The sequence below is a fragment of the Acinetobacter sp. YH12116 genome (assembly GCF_013418895.1).
Lineage (GTDB): Bacteria > Pseudomonadota > Gammaproteobacteria > Pseudomonadales > Moraxellaceae > Acinetobacter > Acinetobacter indicus.
This window is the reverse complement of the sequence record NZ_VPBE01000014.1, coordinates 55916-72800: the sequence shown is the minus strand read 5'-3', so window position 1 is coordinate 72800 and position 16885 is coordinate 55916. Positions and strand designations below refer to the sequence as shown.

Genomic DNA, 16885 nt, shown 5'->3' with positions numbered 1-16885 from the left:
TCCACACAAGTTGTTCTTCATAATCTCTTAATGATCTTCTCGATGCTTCGTCAGCATCAAGCTAGGTCGGCTATATTACTCTCTATTTTTAGAAAGTCAACATGCAATGTTGATTTTATTTCTAAACCTATCACCTAAACCAGAACTCAACCATTTTAGCTAAATCCTTGTTTATCAACAAGTTTTTATCAACATCACCGCCGATGGATGTGCATTCTACAGGATTTCAGAGGGGTTGCAATACCTTTTTTAAAACTTCTGAAACGTGTGTTTATTTTATAATCCAAAAAATTTATAAATAATTGTTTTATTTATAAAAAATATTTTAAGAAAAATATTCGTTATTTTATTTGGAAATATCAATTTATATTAAGCTATTGAAATAAATAAATTTTATAAAATTTTAAAAATAAAAAGCAGGACTTTCGCCCTGCTTTTTGTCTGCATTTCGAGCTAATTAGAATTTAAAGCTCATTCGTGCCCAATAATTACGGCCACTGTTGTTGAACTGCTGGGTAATTGGCAGACCTGTACCGGCCGCCCCCATCTTATTTAAATGCTCGGTATAGGTCTTATCTAGAACGTTGTCGATTCCCACAGAAAGATCAACCCCATCGGAAAGATGGTACGTGCCGTTTAAGGACAAAGTGCTGAAACCTGCACTTTCTTTTAGATCATAACCTACGATATTGCCCTGATTCTGGCTAATCCGGTTTTGACCATCCACGATTCGCCAATAGGCCCCCAAGGTATAACGATCCTGGATATAACGTAAGTTTACACGACCTTCAAGCGGTGCAATCTGTGGCAACGGCGTATTGTCAGTGGTGTTTTCACCCCAGGCATACATTGCGCTGACATCTGCTTGAATAGCATCAGTAAACTGATACCCTATCCCCACCTCAGCTCCAGCAATGGTGGCATCAACATTACGTGAGTCTGCTGCATTCTTCATCATTGGAACTTGTTCAGTTGGATCATAGGTCATCAGAATAAAATCATTAATCAAACCTGCATATGCTGATGCCCATGAACTAAAGGCACCATGCTCATGCTGATAGCCAATATCTAACTGTAACGTTTTTTCTGGCTCCAAATACTTAAATGTCGAACCTTCGACACCATTCAAATCAGTTCTAAATAATTCCCAGTAATCCGGCATACGTTCTACATAACCTAAACCAATATAGGTTTTAGCATCATGATGAGGATGCTGGTTTTCCAAACGAATAAAAGCACTCGGTAAGGTTTCCTGACGTTGCTGTGCGGTTTGTACCGCATCTACTTCAACCTGATCGACACGAACACCGCCCACCAAACGATTCTGCTCACTCAGCTGATAACCCAACTCACCAAAACCACCAATAGATTGAAACTCCATATCTGTTGTAACAGGTGAGTTCATTCTTGGCATGGTTGCAGAATACATCCCTTTGCCATGTTTATTATTCTGACTATCCACACCGGTAATAAACTGCAACTTGTCCCATTCATGAATGACGGCCATTCGGGCATTCAAGGTACGGCGCGTCACATTCATGGCAGATTTAGCCTCAACCATTTCGTGGGTCATATGATGCTCAGCCATGCCGACTTGACGCAAACTATAGTTATCCATCACATGATCATTAAAGTTGTAGTTAACCTGCGCTTCAATTTTCTTGATCACATCAGTGACGTTCTGTTTTTCAACACGTAAACCCAGACTTTCACGGGCAAATTTAGAACCATCCATCATCCGGCCAGCATACACCGCTTCACCATCGGCTTTCCCCCCAGTCAGTTCGACCCAGGTATCTGCATCCGGGGTCCAGCCCAGTGCTACATCAGCATTCCAACGTTCCCAGTCCGATGGCACGGTATTGCCCTCACCATCCTGATAGCTATTCGATACCGAACGGTTGCTATTTAGGCGAATATATTTCTGCTCGTCGCCTGCTGCAACCTCAATATTATGGTCCAGACGGCCAAATGAACCGGCCAGCACACTCAGTTGACCACGATAGTGCTGATCTTCATCAAACTGTTCCGGACGGCGCTCAAAAATCACCGTGGCAGCTGAACCGGTATTGGCATATTGCACGGTTTGTGGGCCTTTAATTACCGAAATCTGGTCATAACTTTCTGGTGAAATATAGGAGGTCGGTGAATCCATACGACTCGGACAGGCACCCAGGTTTTCTGTGCCATCGGTCAGAATTTTAATCCGCGAACCAAACATGCCCCGGAAAGTTACATCGCCATTGGTGCCGGCGCCACTGTTGACCGCGCTAAAACCGACAATACTTTGCAGATAATCTGCGCCATCGGTGGCTGGAATCGGTTGAATTGGCTGTTTCGGATCGGCACGGACAATCAGGCCGTTGGCATCATTGCCCTGATGCGCAGTCATCACAATAGGTGCCAGACTTTGGACGGGTGTTGGGGTTTCTGCAAACACAACTGGTGAATAACAAACAACACAAATCGCAGCCACAAGAGGCTGTAAAAAGAATTTTGGCTGAGCCATTTTTCATTTCTCACTGGAATACATATAAAACACGGCTTAAGTCATTCAAGACCCAAGCAAAACAAACGCGGTTTTATGCAAACAGTGGCGGTGCCCTACCCTGAGGAATAAGAAATAGTCGTTGCAGTGCAAACCAGACATGCTGGAAAGCTTTTTCAAAAGCGATAAAACGCACTTGAATACGATCAAGCACTTCTTTCACACTGAGTTCTGGCGGTAAAACGAGATTGCCGTACACGGTACAGTACTGGCATTGATGATTGGCATCATGATGATTATGCCCGTCATCTGAAATGACTGGTTGATGCTGACTGTACAGATGTTCGGAATGGGCATGTCCATGCGCTGAATGATCAACCGGCAATAAAAGCGCACGCGTAATGGTTTCACAGACCGGTGCCACCTGATAGGCTTTCGGCAGCAAAGGCTGTAAAAAAACAGCAATCTGTAAAAATACTGCCATCAGTGAGAGCAGTAAACCACTACGAATCAACAAACATATATTCCTGCTTTTGACTGGCCCAAGTATAACAAAGCCCAATCGAAATTGGGCTGTTTTGTCCTGATCTTTTGGTCGCAGGGCTGTTTAGCGTTTAACCGCCACTTTCTGACGCTGACGCACCACTTTTTCGACTTTTTCACGGGCACGCTGGCGCTTTAATGGCGACAGATAATCGACAAAAAGCTTACCATTTAAGTGATCCATTTCATGTTGGATACAGACAGCGAGAAGTCCGTCCGCTTCTAACTCAAATGCTTGACCTTCAAGGTTAATTGCCTCAATTTTTACACGTGACGGACGCTCAACTTTGTCGTATATTTGAGGCACTGACAAGCAGCCTTCTTCATAAGGCTGGGTTTCTTCAGTCAATGGGGTAATTTTGGGGTTAATGAATACCATCGGTTGGTCTTTGTTTTCAGACAGATCCATAACAATCAGCTGAATATGACGGTCAACCTGCGTTGCAGCCAGCCCGATGCCGGGCGCTTCATACATGGTTTCAAACATATCTGCGGCGAGCTGACGAATTTCATCAGTAACTTCTTCGACGGGTTGTGCAATGGTACGAAGACGGGGATCGGGGAAACTTAAAATAGGTAATAAGGCCATATTACGTCCTCAGCTTTGCCATTGGTCAAATAACCGAATGAAGGAATGCTTCATCGAAAAAATGTATGTAAGATCGTTATTATAACGCAACTACATACATAATTTTAGGAATTATGATAATGAAAAAGGTTTTGAAGGGCACATCTTCTTTTCGTGCCTTGGGGTTAAAACAGCAGGCGCTGGCACTTGCTGTCTGTTTCAGTTTTGGGGTGGGCGCAGTCAGTACTGTACAGGCCGCACCGGCACGCAATATCAACCCACCGACCTTACAGGCCAATGCACCTAATGTGTATGTGGTGAAAAAAGGTGATACGCTGTGGGATATTTCCAAGAAGTTTCTGCAAAACCCGCTGCGCTGGCGTGAAATCTGGGCCAGCAACAAGCACGTGAAAAATCCGCACTGGATTTTCCCGGGAGATCGCCTGCTGATGTGTACCTATGATGGCCGCCCGATCATTGGTAAAGATGAAGGTGATGGCTGTGAAGGTATTATCCGTCGTTATACCGGTAACACCACCAGCCTGCAGCCGCAAATCCGGGTCGAGTCACTCAACAATACCATTCCGGTGATTCCACTGGAGTACATCCAGCACTGGCTTGAACGTACCAGCATTATTGCCCCTGAATCTTTGCAACAGACGCCTTATATTTTAGGCACGGCGGATCAGCGTGTCCTGGCGGCCAAAGGCCAGAATGTCTATGCCCGCGGTCAGGGTCTGCAAGTTGGCCAGCGTTATGCTGTGTATCGTGAAGGCGAACCGTATATCTTCACCGATGCCAACGGTAAAAAATACAATGCCGGTCTGGAGCTGACTCAGGTTGCATCCGGTATTGCAGTACGCGGTGAAAATGATATTACCACCCTGGAACTGACCGATACCTACAATGCCGAAGTGCGTCGTGGCGATCGTGTGCTGCCAGAATATGACCCGATGTTACCAACCCTATTCTACCCGACCAATGCCGAACACATTGCAGCAGATGGCCAGGTGGTACGCGTGATGGGTTCAATTGGTACCGCAGCTAAACACAGTGTGGTCACCATTGACCGTGGTCAGGCGCACGGCGTGCAATCCGGTCATGTATTTGCTGTAACTCAAAAAGGCGAAGTGGTCACCGATCCGAAAACCCGTGAACGGGTGCAGCTGCCAGGCGAGCGTATTGGCTATGCCATGGTCTTTAAAACCTTTGACCAGCTCAGCTATGCCTATATTCTGGACAGCGAACTACCAATTAAAGTCGGGGCCGGTATTCAGCCACCGATTATGGAAGATTAAGACTGAGGGATGAGCCATGCTGAATACGATATCACCCGGTCATCTCGCAACGATTCGCCTGTGGTATCTGGTTCAGCATTCACTCCCCAGCTTTTATAAATTAATCCGGCACTTCGGTTCGGCGGCTGCGGCCACCGAAGCCGGCAACCTGCAGCGCTGGGCAGAACTGGGACTGCATCAGAACCATCTGCAACGCGCACGGGATTTTCATCAAGCACAGGCACAAGCCGACTTCCAGCACTTGCTGCAGCGCATCCAGCAACATACCGATTTTATTCTTATTCCCGAAGATGTCGGTTACCCCACCCAACTGCTGCCCTATGCCGATAAGCCACCGATTTTATTTGGTCAGGGACAGGCGCAACCTTTACTTCAGCCACAAGTGGCAATTGTCGGCAGTCGCAAAGCCAGTCCGCATGGCCGGCAGGTGGCTTATGACTTTGCCTATTATTTAAGTGAAAAAGGCTTTTTTATTAACAGTGGCCTGGCGCAAGGCATTGATGAAGCAGCCCATCAGGGCGGCCTAAAACATCAACGTACCATTGCCGTGATGGGTACTGGTCTGGACTTAACCTACCCAACCACACATCAGGGTCTGCGTGACCAGATTCTGCAACAGCATGGCACCATTATCAGTGAGTTCCTGCCACAGACTAAACCGCTACAGCAGCATTTTCCACGGCGCAACCGCATTGTCAGCGGACTTAGCCTGGGAGTGATTGTGGCCGAAGCCACACTGGACAGTGGCTCGCTGATTACCGCCAAACTGGCGGCCGAGCAAGGTAAAACTGTGTTTGCCATTCCGGGACATATTTACAGTGAATTTCATCAGGGCTGCCATCAACTGATTCGGGAAGGTGCGATTCTGGTTGATCATCCGGAACAGGTCATTGAAGATCTGGCCTTGCCAACCCAATGGCTGAGTCAACAGCAGGCGACCTCATCCGGTACAGCATCTACAGCTACCCACTCGACCTTGCCCGAACATCTGCTGGCCCTATACAGCCAGCTGGACTGGGTTGGTAAAAACATGGACCAGCTGGCCAGCGAACTGCAACAGGAAACCGCCCATTTAACCGCTCAGTTAATGGAACTGGAGCTGCTCGGGATGGCAATGCAGCAATCGGGGCTATATCTGCGTTGTCGTCCATCGCAATAAGGTTCACAATAGTACACCCCGCATAACCTCGAAAGGTGTACCACATGATTACAACCTCTGTTGCCGAAGCAGCCACTTGTCTACAGCAAGGACAGGTGCTGGCCTATCCTACAGAGGCAGTTTGGGGTCTCGGCTGTGACCCGTATAACCAAGATGCTTTTATGCAGATTCTGCAACTGAAACAGCGTCCGATTGAAAAAGGCGTGATTTTATTGGCAGGTCATATTTCCCAGGTAGAACATTTGCTGCACAACCTGGCCGAACCACAGCGTCAACAGGTGATCGACTCCTGGCTCAATCCACCCGCAGAGCGTGCTACCACCTGGTTGTTGCCGGCAGGTGAGCATATTCCCAGCTGGATTAAAGGCCAGCATCCTAAAGTCGCGGTACGTGTAACCACGCATCCGCTCTGTGTCGCGCTATGTCATGCCTTTAGCGGCTTTATTGTATCGACCAGTGCCAATCCGGCCGGACAGGAACCGGCGCGCTCCCTGCAAGAGGCCAGCCAGTATTTTGGCAATCAGCTGAATTATTTAAATGGCGATTTGGGACTCAGCCAGTTACCTAGCCGTATTCTGGATGCTGAAACCGGTGCCGTGATTCGTGACTGAAGATCGGGCCAGAAATGAAAGAAATTTCAGGCAAAAAAAAGCTCAACCATATAGGGATGGTTGAGCATAAAAAAGGATGTGTATCAATCACATCCAGAGGGTATCGAAATCTCTGGGCAAATCAGCAACAGTCGCTGATCTGCGATGGAGCGTATTATGGGTGAACAGTTTAAAAAAAACAAATATATTTTAGCTCTTAAAAAGCAGCTTAAACCTATGATTAATCAACCATTATTTGAAAAAGTTCAAATTATCTTGCTCTTTTTAAAGTGCTTTTTAAAGAAGCTAAAAGCTACTCTCCTCGACTAAAGTCTATTTGCCTTTATTCACGAGATCATTCAAGCAAAAAATTAAGTTTGTTTGTTCGTTTTTTAGGCAATTATTTAGCTTTCAGCAGCACTGGCGCCACAGTTTTTTTCTGGGCCAGCACAATTCCGAACAGAATAATCGCCCCACCAATACTGTGATAAATGGTCCAGGCCTCTTTTAACCAGACAAAGGCAATTAAAGCGGTAAACACCGGCATCAGGTTCATAAAGATACTGGTGCGGTTCGGTCCCAGACGCTGAATCGCCATCATCCACACCAAAGGGGCAATTAATGAAGGAAAAATACTGGCGTAGATCACGCTGCCGGCATTGGCCATATTGATAGCATCAAGACCCAACCAGGCCACAAACGGCAGGTGATACAGCAGTGCAAACAGAATCTGCACATACAGGCTCAGCATTAACGGAATCTGCAGCTGCCATTTTTTCAGAAAAACCCCGTAAAAGGCATAGAAAAACACGGCAATAATCATCAGCAGATCGCCCCACTGACCACCGGCATGCAGCAAGCCCCAAGGATTGCCCTGCCCCATCACATAGATTAGCCCGGCAAAGGACAACAGGCTGCCAATAATGGCGTAGCGATTCGGAATATCGCGCAGAATCAGCATCGACACAAAAATGGTAAAAATCGGAATAAAGGCATTAATAATGCCCATATTGGTGGCGGTGGTGTAATGCGCAGCGGTATAGGCCAGTCCCTGATACAGCACCAGTCCAAAGGCACTCAGCACTGCCAGCTGTTTCAGATGCGGTACAATCAGGGCGCGTTCACGGATCACCCGCGGCAAAATAAACGGGGTCAGAATCAGAAAGGCAAAAAACCAGCGATAAAAACTGATGCTCACCGGCGAGATAAAGTCGGTCACATAGCGGGTCACGACAATATTCAGTGACCAGATCAGTACCGCGCTGACCGGTAAAAGAATGGCCCAAGACAGCATTTTTTCTTGCTGTGTCATATTCTGTTCCTTGTTGAGTCGATCGGCCTGAAGCAGACGCTGCTTCCTGCGCTGAATGAATGCCTTTTCACTTTATTTTTAAACTTTCCTTGTGTCCTCATTCTAGTCCAATTTAACTGCTTTGGGGCAGTTCGCGATGGTGAAATCTTGTGCTGCGTTCAAATTGCTCCATCACTCCACTTTGCTGGGATTCCGCACCTGCTTAAAATATGCCGCATTGACACAGCGCTATACAAAAATCTGCCAAAAGCCGCAGCAATAGGTCTTGCGGGATTGGGCAAAGCCCGTTACAACAGAGAACGACAATAAATCACTTTAGGATAAACACATGGCATCTGTATATGACATTCCGGTCGTGACCATTCAGGGTGAAGAAACCACACTGAACCAGTATCAAGGCAAGGTGCTGCTGATTGTAAACGTGGCTTCTAAATGCGGTCTGACGCCGCAATATGAAGGTCTGCAAAAGCTTTATCAGCAGAAAAAAGAACAAGGTCTGGAAATTCTGGGCTTCCCGGCCAATGACTTTCTGGCGCAGGAACCCGGCAGCAATGAAGAAATCCAGCAGTTCTGTTCGCTGAATTATCAGGTAGATTTCCCGTTATTTGCCAAAATTTCGGTAGTGGGTGAAGATAAACATCCGCTATATGCCCGCCTGACTCAAGCCATTCCTGAGCGAATCGGTGAAGGCCCGTGGTGGAAAGATCTGGTGGATTATGGTCTGACCCCAAATGAACCACCTGAAGTGCTGTGGAACTTCGAGAAATTCCTGATCAATAAAGAAGGCGAAGTGGTGGCACGTTTTGCCCCAGACATTCAGGCCGATGACCCACGTATTGTAGACGCAATTAATGCCGAACTGGCGCGTTAATTGTTTGCAGTAACAGAGAGGGTTGCGGCCCTCTTTTTTATAGATCTAGACATCCATAAGCCACGCTCATCACACCGCCTGCTTGTCCTGGAAAATTGTTATTGCTTTGCAACAATCTGTTTTTTATTTAATTAAAGCCCCTATATTAAACTGCAAGATAAAAAATTGTGATTGATCTTGCCATGAAACGCGCCTTTTCCCATTTTCTCCTGCCCTTGGGTCTGTTGAGCTCAGGTCTACTGCTGGTCGGCTGTGACCAGCCCAGCGCTCCGGTTTCGGAAGCCGATCCGGATACCGAAATCACCTCCCAGCAGCAAAGCCCAGCGCCACAAGCCGATTTAAAAAGTGGCAATATGTTTTATATTGTGCGCGATGTGGCTGATATGCAGCTGAAAGCCGGTGAGTATGTCGAGCAGTTATGCCAGACCCAGACCGAGCTACAACAGGCCGTCAACAGTCAGGATCATCAACAGCTACAAACTGCAGCCAGCAAATTGCAACAGCAGTTACAAGGCTTTAATAGCGCCTTAAACAGTTTGAATTTAAAAAGTCAGGAAATTGACAATATTCGCCAGAACATTCTGCAAGCCAATGAACAGGTTCTGGCTTCGCCGTTTTTAAATGGCCAGATTGATCTCAGCAAAGTGGATTTTGCCAAAATTCAGCAGCAGATGGGCACGGTACAGTCTGAAATGGTGAAACTGGCCAGCATCCTGTTACAGTCAGAGAATGCTGAAAATACTGAAAGCGCAAACACTGACACTGAAAATCAGGCAGCAACTGAATCCTGATTTTCAGGCTCACTGCCCATCTGGGTGGTGAGCTTGTCTGATTCAGACAGTTTCTGGTCTGATTCTGATGGTTAAAATTTAAAAAAAATAATGAGTTCATTTAAAAATAAGAGGTCTGCCATGCAGCATCCACTGATTTATTCTGTTGTACCGGTGACATTCCGTTTAGATCTGAAAGATCCATTTATCTTCTGTGCCCATCATCTGGATCATTTTCCGGCTGGCAATGCCCAACTGGGTCCGCAAACGCCACCACAAAATAAAGAATACAATATGTATTATGGCAATGTGGTGCCCGGTTTCCCTGAGCACCCACATACCGGTTTTGAAACCATTACCTTAGTGGAACAAGGTGTGGTCGATCATTTTGATTCACTCGGCAATGCCGGTCGCTATGCCGCTGGAGATGTGCAATGGCTGACCACCGGCAATGGCGTCGAACACTGCGAGATGTTTCCACTCGTGCATGAAGACCAAGCCAACCCAATGGAACTGTTCCAGATCTGGTTTAATTCATCGCCTGAGCAGAAGCAACAGCCGGCTGATTATAAAATGTTATGGCGCGAGCAGATTCCGCATGTAATTGAAGCCAATGCGGCAGGCCGGAAAGCTGATATCCGGGTAATTTCCGGCCAGTTTAAAGAAACCGATGCCCTGCCACGCCCACCTCATTCATGGGCAGCGCCGGCTGAAAACAAGGTGAATATTTACCTGATTACCTTAGCGCCCGAAGCTGAAGTGACCATTCCAGCCACCAGCGCCAGCTCAACCCGCTTCTGTTATTTCTATCAGGGTAAGAGTTTAGATATTGAAGGTCAGCAGATGGACGTGAAACATTTGGCCGAATTGAAATCGGATGCCGAGATTCATTTAAAAGGTGGACTACTCGAATCCCGGATTCTATGGCTTGAAGGTGAACCAATTGGTGCACCGGTAGCCATGCGCGGGCCTTTTGTACTAAATAGTGAAGATGAACTGAACGCTGCCTTTAAACGTTACCGCGACACCCATTTCGGTGAATGGCCATGGCCGAGTCCAGCACCGGTGTTTGAACGTAAACAGCCGCGTTTTGCGACTTATCAGGGTGGTGAGCATAAGGAATATCCTGAACAGCTCTAAATTCTATTTTTATGAGAACAGCTTGGCATGTTTCAGGCTGTTTTTATGCAAATTAATTTTATTTTCTAATGTTCAAGCGTCTGGAAAGTCGAGTTTTTATTTGCTGAATTTGGCGCATAGTCATTTGCGAATTAATTTGGATATGCTAAAAACACGACATCGTGAAAATATTATTTTTGAAGGGGGACTTGCCTCTAAAATCAAAATGGTGATTGATAACACTAACCAGATCAAAGCAGACCGCGCTCTATATTCAAAGAGCGATCGATGCAGGATTTGAAGTGATTGCTTATTATTTTGAAACGGATTTAAAGAGTACCTTTGAGCGAAATAGTTACTGTGTTGGCAACGCCAATATTCCGAAAGTAGGTGTACTTGCGACTTATAAAAACTTGAAGTTCCGAGATTAGATGAAGGTTTTGATGAGATGTTTAGGGTAAAGATTGTGGGGAATGGTGAGTTTTCTATTTATCAAGATTAATAATAAGGAATAATTACATGAATAAAATATCAACTTTAGCTGAGACAACGGAAAATTATTTTGATAATACAGTTCTAGAAACAACTGATACTATTTTTCAAGAAATTCTCAAAGCATTCCCTTTAGCTTCATCAGGCATTGCGATTTACCGACTTTTTAGAAGTTATAACGAGAAGCAAAAATTAAAGAATATCTTGGAGTTTATAAAGGAAGGTGAAAACCTAGAACCAGGAAGTTTATTAAAAATATTTAAAGATCAAAACAATTTAGAAATTGGCTGTGAGTTACTTAATGCTTTGGATAAAACATATTTAGTCCATCAATCTAAGATGCTTGCTCGCTTAGCTCTTCTATATGATGTCAAAGAAATAAATCGTGAGAATTTTTTAAGGTATGCCCATATTATCCCTCAATTAACATCTTTTTTATTAGAAGGGTTAGATAAAGCTTACACATTGTCTGAAAAAAATAAGACCAATAAAAATTATCACCTTAAAAATGAAGAATGTAATTTTTCATTATCTGAACTAGAAAGATTTGGTTTTTTATATGTAGTTGCGACTTATGGATCAGGTAATCACTATGGAAGATCAAAAGACCTAGTTTTCTTCTACGAAAATATTTACCAAAACAAATATAGAAAAAATTAAACCCATAAAAAAACCACCCTTTCGGGTGGTTTTTTCAATCTTAAACCAGCAATTACATTGCGCGGTTTTTGATTTTGCGGATCGTTTCCAACTGTGCAGCAGTTTCTGCCAAAGCAGCCAAAGCAGCAGCAGCGTCCAAATCGCTCTTTTGATTCGCCAGCAATTGTTCAGCGTGTTTACGCGCTTCAATAATTGCCGCTTCATCCAAGTTTTCTGCACGGACTGCAGTATCTGCAAGAACCGTAACAACGTGCGGTTGAACTTCTAGAACACCACCAGATACATAGATTAATTCTTCTGTACCATTTTCCAAAATAACGCGGATCGCGCCAGGTTGGAGCAAAGTTACCAGCGGAGCGTGGCCAGGCATAATACCCAACTCACCGCCAGCACCTTTTGCAATTAGCATAGTTACAGTGCCAGAGTACAAAGACTCCTGAACACTTACAACGTCACATTGCATAGTCGCCATGAGAACCTCCTAAATTAGGTAGCTAATTAAAGTTTCTCGGCTTTAGCAATCACTTCGTCAATACCACCAACCATATAGAACGCTTGTTCTGGGATGTGATCGTATTCACCAGCTAGAAGACCTTTAAAGCCACGAATCGTTTCTTTAAGCGGTACAAGTTTACCAGGCGCGCCAGTAAATACTTCAGCTACGTGGAACGGTTGAGAGAAGAAACGTTGGATCTTACGTGCACGGTATACAGTAAGTTTGTCTTCTTCTGACAATTCGTCCATACCAAGAATTGCGATAATGTCTTTCAGTTCTTTATAACGTTGAAGAACGTTTTGAACTGAACGAGCAATTTCGTAATGCTCAGTACCAACTACCAGTGGATCTAACTGACGTGAAGTTGAGTCAAGTGGATCGATCGCAGGGTAAATACCTTGAGAAGCGATGTCACGGCTCAATACAACAGTTGCGTCCAAGTGAGCGAACGTTGTAGCAGGCGATGGATCTGTTAAGTCATCGGCAGGTACGTATACCGCTTGGATAGACGTAATCGAACCAGACTTAGTTGATGTAATACGTTCTTGAAGAACACCCATCTCTTCTGCAAGTGTAGGCTGATAACCTACTGCAGATGGCATACGGCCTAGAAGTGCTGATACTTCAGTACCTGCTAGTGTATAACGGTAGATGTTGTCAACGAACAATAATACGTCACGGCCTTTACCGTTTTCGTCTTTTTGATCACGGAAGTACTCAGCCATAGTCAGACCAGTCAACGCTACGCGTAAACGGTTACCAGGTGGCTCGTTCATCTGACCGTAGACCATTGCTACTTTGTCTAGAACGTTAGAGTCTTTCATCTCGTGATAGAAGTCGTTACCTTCACGAGTACGCTCACCAACACCAGCGAATACAGATAAACCTGAGTGCGCTTTAGCGATGTTGTTGATCAACTCCATCATGTTTACAGTTTTACCAACACCGGCACCACCGAACAGACCAACTTTACCACCTTTCGCGAACGGGCAAAGTAAGTCAATGACTTTAATACCAGTTTCTAGAAGGTCAGTAGAAGCCGCTTGTTCTGCATAAGAAGGCGCTTGACGGTGAATTGGTAAACGCTCTTCAGTTGCAACTGGACCAGCTTCGTCGATAGGGCGACCAAGAACGTCCATGATACGACCAAGTGTCGCTGTACCTACTGGTACAGAGATCGGCGCGTTAGTGTTAGTTACGTTCAAACCACGTTTAAGACCTTCAGTAGATCCCATCGCAATTGTACGTACAACGCCGTCACCAAGTTGTTGCTGAACTTCTAAAGTAGTTTCAGTGCCATCAACGTGAAGAGCGTCATAGATCTTAGGAACGCTGTTGCGTTCAAACTCGACGTCGATAACCGCGCCGATGATCTGAATGATACGACCGCTACTCATTGCTGTCTCCTCAATTCAAAATAATGTTAAACGGCAGCGGCACCACCAACGATCTCAGAAATTTCCTGAGTAATCGCGGCTTGACGCAGCTTGTTATAAATAAGTTGTAGGTTCTTGATAAGCTCACCTGCGTTATCCGTCGCAGCTTTCATTGCGACCATACGTGCAGATTGCTCACAAGCGATGTTTTCAATTACACCTTGATACACCACAGACTCAATATAACGAACCAATAAACCATTCAGCAGTTCTTCTGCTTCTGGTTCATAGATATAGTCCCAACCATATTGACGGTTCAGGGTCTTGTCTTCTTCAGCAGCTGCTAAAGGAACAAGTTGTTCGATTTTTTGATTTTGAGTCATGGCATTGACAAAGCCGTTGGACACCAGATAAATACGATCTAACTCGCCTTTATCATAAGCGTCTAACATCACCTGTACAGAACCAGATAACTGTTCAAGACTTGGTGTATCACCTACGTTTGTAGTTGCACCTAGTACTTTACCGCCGTAGTTTTTAAAAAACGAAACCGCTTTTTGACCAATTAAAGCAAATTGAACTTCAATTGACTGCTCTTGTTGCTGTTGTACGTGTTTGACCACTTTTTTGAACAGGTTAATGTTCAAACCGCCTGCCAAACCACGATCTGAAGACACAATGATATAGCCAACGCGCTTCACAGGACGCTCAACCATATAACGGTGTTTATATTCAGGATTCGCTTGTACCAAATGAGCAATTACACGGTGCATATTTTCGGCATACGGACGGCCTTGAGCCATGCGCTCTTGCGCACGACGCATCTTAGAAGCAGCTACCATTTGCATCGCTCGAGTAATCTTCTGCGTGCTCTTGATGCTAGCTACTTTGGCGCGAATTTCTTTTAAGTTTGCCATACGCTTAACCTAGTATTCGAAGGCCCTTTCGAGCCCTCGAAGGTTGATCCGTGAACCAAACCAACACTAATTAGCAAAGTGCTAAATTAGTAAGTTTGAGTCGCTTTAAAGCTTTCAATACCTGCTTTGATTGCAGCTTCGATGTCTTTGTTGTAATCACCAGTTTCATCGATTTGTTGCATTAACGCAGCGTGCTCTGAACGGAAGTAAGAAATTAACGCAGCATCAAAGTCTACGATTTTCTTCACTTCAACGTCAGCCATGTAGCCTTCGTTAGATGCATAAACTGAAACAGCCTGGTCAGCAATTGAGTAAGGCGCATATTGTTTCTGCTTCATTAACTCAGTTACGCGTTGACCATGTTCAAGTTGCTTACGAGTTGCTTCGTCAAGGTCAGAAGCGAACTGAGCAAACGCTGCCAATTCACGGTATTGCGCCAAAGCGGTACGGATACCACCAGACAATTTTTTGATGATCTTCGTTTGAGCCGAACCACCAACACGCGATACAGAAATACCGGCGTTCACCGCAGGACGAATACCCGCGTTGAATAATGATGTTTCAAGGAAGATCTGACCATCAGTAATCGAAATTACGTTAGTCGGTACGAATGCAGATACGTCACCTGCTTGAGTTTCAATAATCGGCAATGCAGTTAATGAACCAGTTTGGCCTTTAACTTCACCGTTAGTGAATTTCTCAACATAGTCAGCAGATACGCGAGAAGCACGTTCAAGTAGACGAGAATGTAGATAGAATACGTCACCTGGGTAAGCTTCACGACCTGGTGGACGACGAAGAAGCAATGAAATTTGACGGTAAGCAACAGCTTGCTTAGACAAATCATCATAAATAATTAACGCGTCTTCACCACGATCACGGAAGTATTCGCCCATTGTACAGCCAGCATAAGGCGCCAGATACAGCATTGCTGCTGGATCAGCTGCAGCTGCTGCTACAACAGTGGTATACGCCATAGCGCCAGTTTCTTCCAGCTTGCGTACTACGTTCGCGATAGTCGATTGTTTTTGACCAATTGCTACGTATACACACTTAATGCCAGAGTTTTTCTGAGCGATGATCGCATCGATCGCCATAGCTGTTTTACCAGTCTGACGGTCACCAATGATCAACTCACGCTGACCACGGCCAACTGGGATCATTGTATCTACTGATTTATAACCAGTTTGTACAGGTTGATCCACTGATTGACGCCAAATTACGCCTGGTGCTACTTTTTCTACAGCATCAGTTAATTTCGCATCAATTGGGCCTTTACCATCAATTGGGTTACCCAAAGCATCTACGACACGGCCTAAAAGTTCTGGACCAACCGGAACTTCTAATACACGACCTGTACAACGAGCTTTTTGACCTTCTTGAAGGCCTAAGTAGTTACCTAAAACAACGACGCCCACTGAATCCTGTTCTAGGTTCAGTGCCATACCGTATAAGCCGCCGTCGAATTCGATCATTTCACCGTACATTGCATCAGCAAGACCGTGAATGCGCACAATACCGTCGGATACCATAACAATGGTACCTTCGTTTTTAGCGGTCGCGCTGGTGTCCAGATCGCCGATACGCTGTTTAATGAGCGCACTGATCTCGGATGGATTCAGTTGTTGCATTGCGCTATACCTCAATCTTTTTAAAGTTCAGTCTTCTTATATGCAATTACGCAAGAAGACGAGTCCGCATTTTTTCAAGCTTGTTAAGCGCAGAATCATCTATCACTTGGTCGCCTGCACGAATAACAACACCCGCGATTAACGCCGGGTTGACTTCTACTACAATAGAAACCGTGCTGTTGAAACGCTTTTCCAGCGCTGCTTTCAACACTTGTTCCTGGTCAGCAGACAATGGGAAAGCCGATTCAATTACGACGTCCACATTGTTGTTATTCTGTGATTTGAGCTGTTCATATTCTGCTTGAATTTCAGGCATTAAAGACAAACGATCATTTTCAGCAAGCAAAGTCAAAAAGTTTGACAATGCTGCAGTCTGGTCTTCACCTAAAACTTTTGCAAAAACACTCACCTGCTCTGCAGGAGTAAGCTCAGGGCGATTTAAGTAAGCTGAAAATGCTTCGTCTTGTACCGCAGCACTGAGCAATGCTAGTGCTTGTGACCAACTGTCAGTTGCACTTTGCTCAGAGGCATAAGCATATGCTGCTTTCGCATATGGGCGTGCCAACGTCAAGAGTTCAGCCATATTTCGCCTCGC

At 45.2% G+C, this 16885-nt stretch carries 17 protein-coding genes and 1 pseudogene; 9 read left to right on the top strand and 9 right to left on the bottom strand.

The window, feature by feature from the left end; genetic code table 11:
• Positions 1-457: 457 nt before the first annotated feature.
• The 3 genes from FTU54_RS09840 to def all read right to left on the bottom strand — a co-directional run bounded on the left by FTU54_RS09840 (position 458) and on the right by def (position 3620).
• On the bottom strand, positions 458-2509 hold the full coding sequence (locus FTU54_RS09840; protein ID WP_180074687.1) for a TonB-dependent copper receptor: 2052 nt from the start codon (positions 2507-2509) through the stop codon (positions 458-460).
• 73 nt (positions 2510-2582) lie between these two features.
• Positions 2583-3005 (bottom strand): DUF2946 family protein, encoded by a 423-nt coding sequence (locus tag FTU54_RS09835; protein WP_016658991.1) that lies wholly within the window; start codon positions 3003-3005, stop codon positions 2583-2585.
• A 90-nt stretch (positions 3006-3095) separates the two neighbouring features.
• Entirely contained in the window at positions 3096-3620 is a 525-nt protein-coding gene (gene def, locus FTU54_RS09830) for a peptide deformylase (RefSeq protein WP_005181462.1), read from the bottom strand.
• Positions 3621-3739: 119 nt separating this feature from the next.
• On the opposite strand from def, the gene FTU54_RS09825 reads away from it, so the two are divergent.
• The 4 genes from FTU54_RS09825 to FTU54_RS15300 all read left to right on the top strand — a co-directional run bounded on the left by FTU54_RS09825 (position 3740) and on the right by FTU54_RS15300 (position 6976).
• Positions 3740-4897 carry a LysM peptidoglycan-binding domain-containing protein gene (locus FTU54_RS09825; RefSeq protein ID WP_016658990.1) on the top strand — a complete coding sequence of 386 codons (1158 nt, stop codon included), beginning with the start codon at positions 3740-3742 and terminating at the stop codon, positions 4895-4897.
• Positions 4898-4913: 16 nt separating this feature from the next.
• The gene (gene dprA, locus FTU54_RS09820) at positions 4914-6056 is read left to right on the top strand and encodes a DNA-processing protein DprA (RefSeq protein WP_180074686.1); all 1143 of its coding nucleotides are present in this window, start codon (positions 4914-4916) and stop codon (positions 6054-6056) included.
• Between the two features lie 44 nt (positions 6057-6100).
• Entirely contained in the window at positions 6101-6667 is a 567-nt protein-coding gene (locus FTU54_RS09815; RefSeq protein ID WP_005181449.1) for an L-threonylcarbamoyladenylate synthase, read from the top strand.
• A 156-nt stretch (positions 6668-6823) separates the two neighbouring features.
• Positions 6824-6976 carry a hypothetical protein gene (locus FTU54_RS15300; protein WP_228152267.1) on the top strand — a complete coding sequence of 51 codons (153 nt, stop codon included), beginning with the start codon at positions 6824-6826 and terminating at the stop codon, positions 6974-6976.
• A 70-nt stretch (positions 6977-7046) separates the two neighbouring features.
• Here FTU54_RS15300 and FTU54_RS09805 read toward each other — a convergent pair whose 3' ends face one another.
• On the bottom strand, positions 7047-7958 hold the full coding sequence (locus tag FTU54_RS09805) for a DMT family transporter (protein ID WP_005181447.1): 912 nt from the start codon (positions 7956-7958) through the stop codon (positions 7047-7049).
• A 328-nt stretch (positions 7959-8286) separates the two neighbouring features.
• Here FTU54_RS09805 and FTU54_RS09800 point away from each other — a divergent pair, with 328 nt between their 5' ends.
• The 5 genes and pseudogenes from FTU54_RS09800 to FTU54_RS09785 all read left to right on the top strand — a co-directional run bounded on the left by FTU54_RS09800 (position 8287) and on the right by FTU54_RS09785 (position 11870).
• Positions 8287-8829: a glutathione peroxidase gene (locus FTU54_RS09800; RefSeq protein ID WP_005181445.1), complete on the top strand. Its 543-nt coding sequence runs from the start codon at positions 8287-8289 to the stop codon at positions 8827-8829.
• Positions 8830-9011: 182 nt separating this feature from the next.
• Positions 9012-9620, top strand: coding sequence for a hypothetical protein (locus tag FTU54_RS09795; RefSeq protein WP_180074688.1), 609 nt, complete (start codon positions 9012-9014; stop codon positions 9618-9620).
• A gap of 120 nt (positions 9621-9740) precedes the next feature.
• Positions 9741-10739, top strand: coding sequence for a pirin family protein (locus FTU54_RS09790; protein WP_180074685.1), 999 nt, complete (start codon positions 9741-9743; stop codon positions 10737-10739).
• Positions 10740-10776: 37 nt separating this feature from the next.
• Positions 10777-11220 (top strand): annotated as a pseudogene (locus FTU54_RS15295) (ATP-binding protein).
• Between the two features lie 17 nt (positions 11221-11237).
• On the top strand, positions 11238-11870 hold the full coding sequence (locus FTU54_RS09785) for a hypothetical protein (RefSeq protein ID WP_177155235.1): 633 nt from the start codon (positions 11238-11240) through the stop codon (positions 11868-11870).
• Between the two features lie 52 nt (positions 11871-11922).
• On the opposite strand, the gene FTU54_RS09780 is transcribed toward FTU54_RS09785, so the two are convergent.
• The 5 genes from FTU54_RS09780 to FTU54_RS09760 form a co-directional block, all read right to left on the bottom strand.
• Positions 11923-12342, bottom strand: a complete 420-nt coding sequence (locus tag FTU54_RS09780) for a F0F1 ATP synthase subunit epsilon (RefSeq protein WP_005181432.1) — start codon at positions 12340-12342, stop codon at positions 11923-11925.
• A 26-nt stretch (positions 12343-12368) separates the two neighbouring features.
• The gene (gene atpD, locus FTU54_RS09775; protein WP_104490036.1) at positions 12369-13763 is read right to left on the bottom strand and encodes a F0F1 ATP synthase subunit beta; all 1395 of its coding nucleotides are present in this window, start codon (positions 13761-13763) and stop codon (positions 12369-12371) included.
• Positions 13764-13789: 26 nt separating this feature from the next.
• Complete coding sequence (gene atpG, locus FTU54_RS09770) at positions 13790-14659, bottom strand: F0F1 ATP synthase subunit gamma (RefSeq protein ID WP_005181426.1); 870 nt, start codon at positions 14657-14659, stop codon at positions 13790-13792.
• An 86-nt stretch (positions 14660-14745) separates the two neighbouring features.
• Positions 14746-16290, bottom strand: coding sequence for a F0F1 ATP synthase subunit alpha (gene atpA, locus FTU54_RS09765; protein ID WP_005181412.1), 1545 nt, complete (start codon positions 16288-16290; stop codon positions 14746-14748).
• Positions 16291-16336: 46 nt separating this feature from the next.
• Positions 16337-16873: a F0F1 ATP synthase subunit delta gene (locus FTU54_RS09760; protein ID WP_005181408.1), complete on the bottom strand. Its 537-nt coding sequence runs from the start codon at positions 16871-16873 to the stop codon at positions 16337-16339.
• Positions 16874-16885 lie beyond the last annotated feature (12 nt).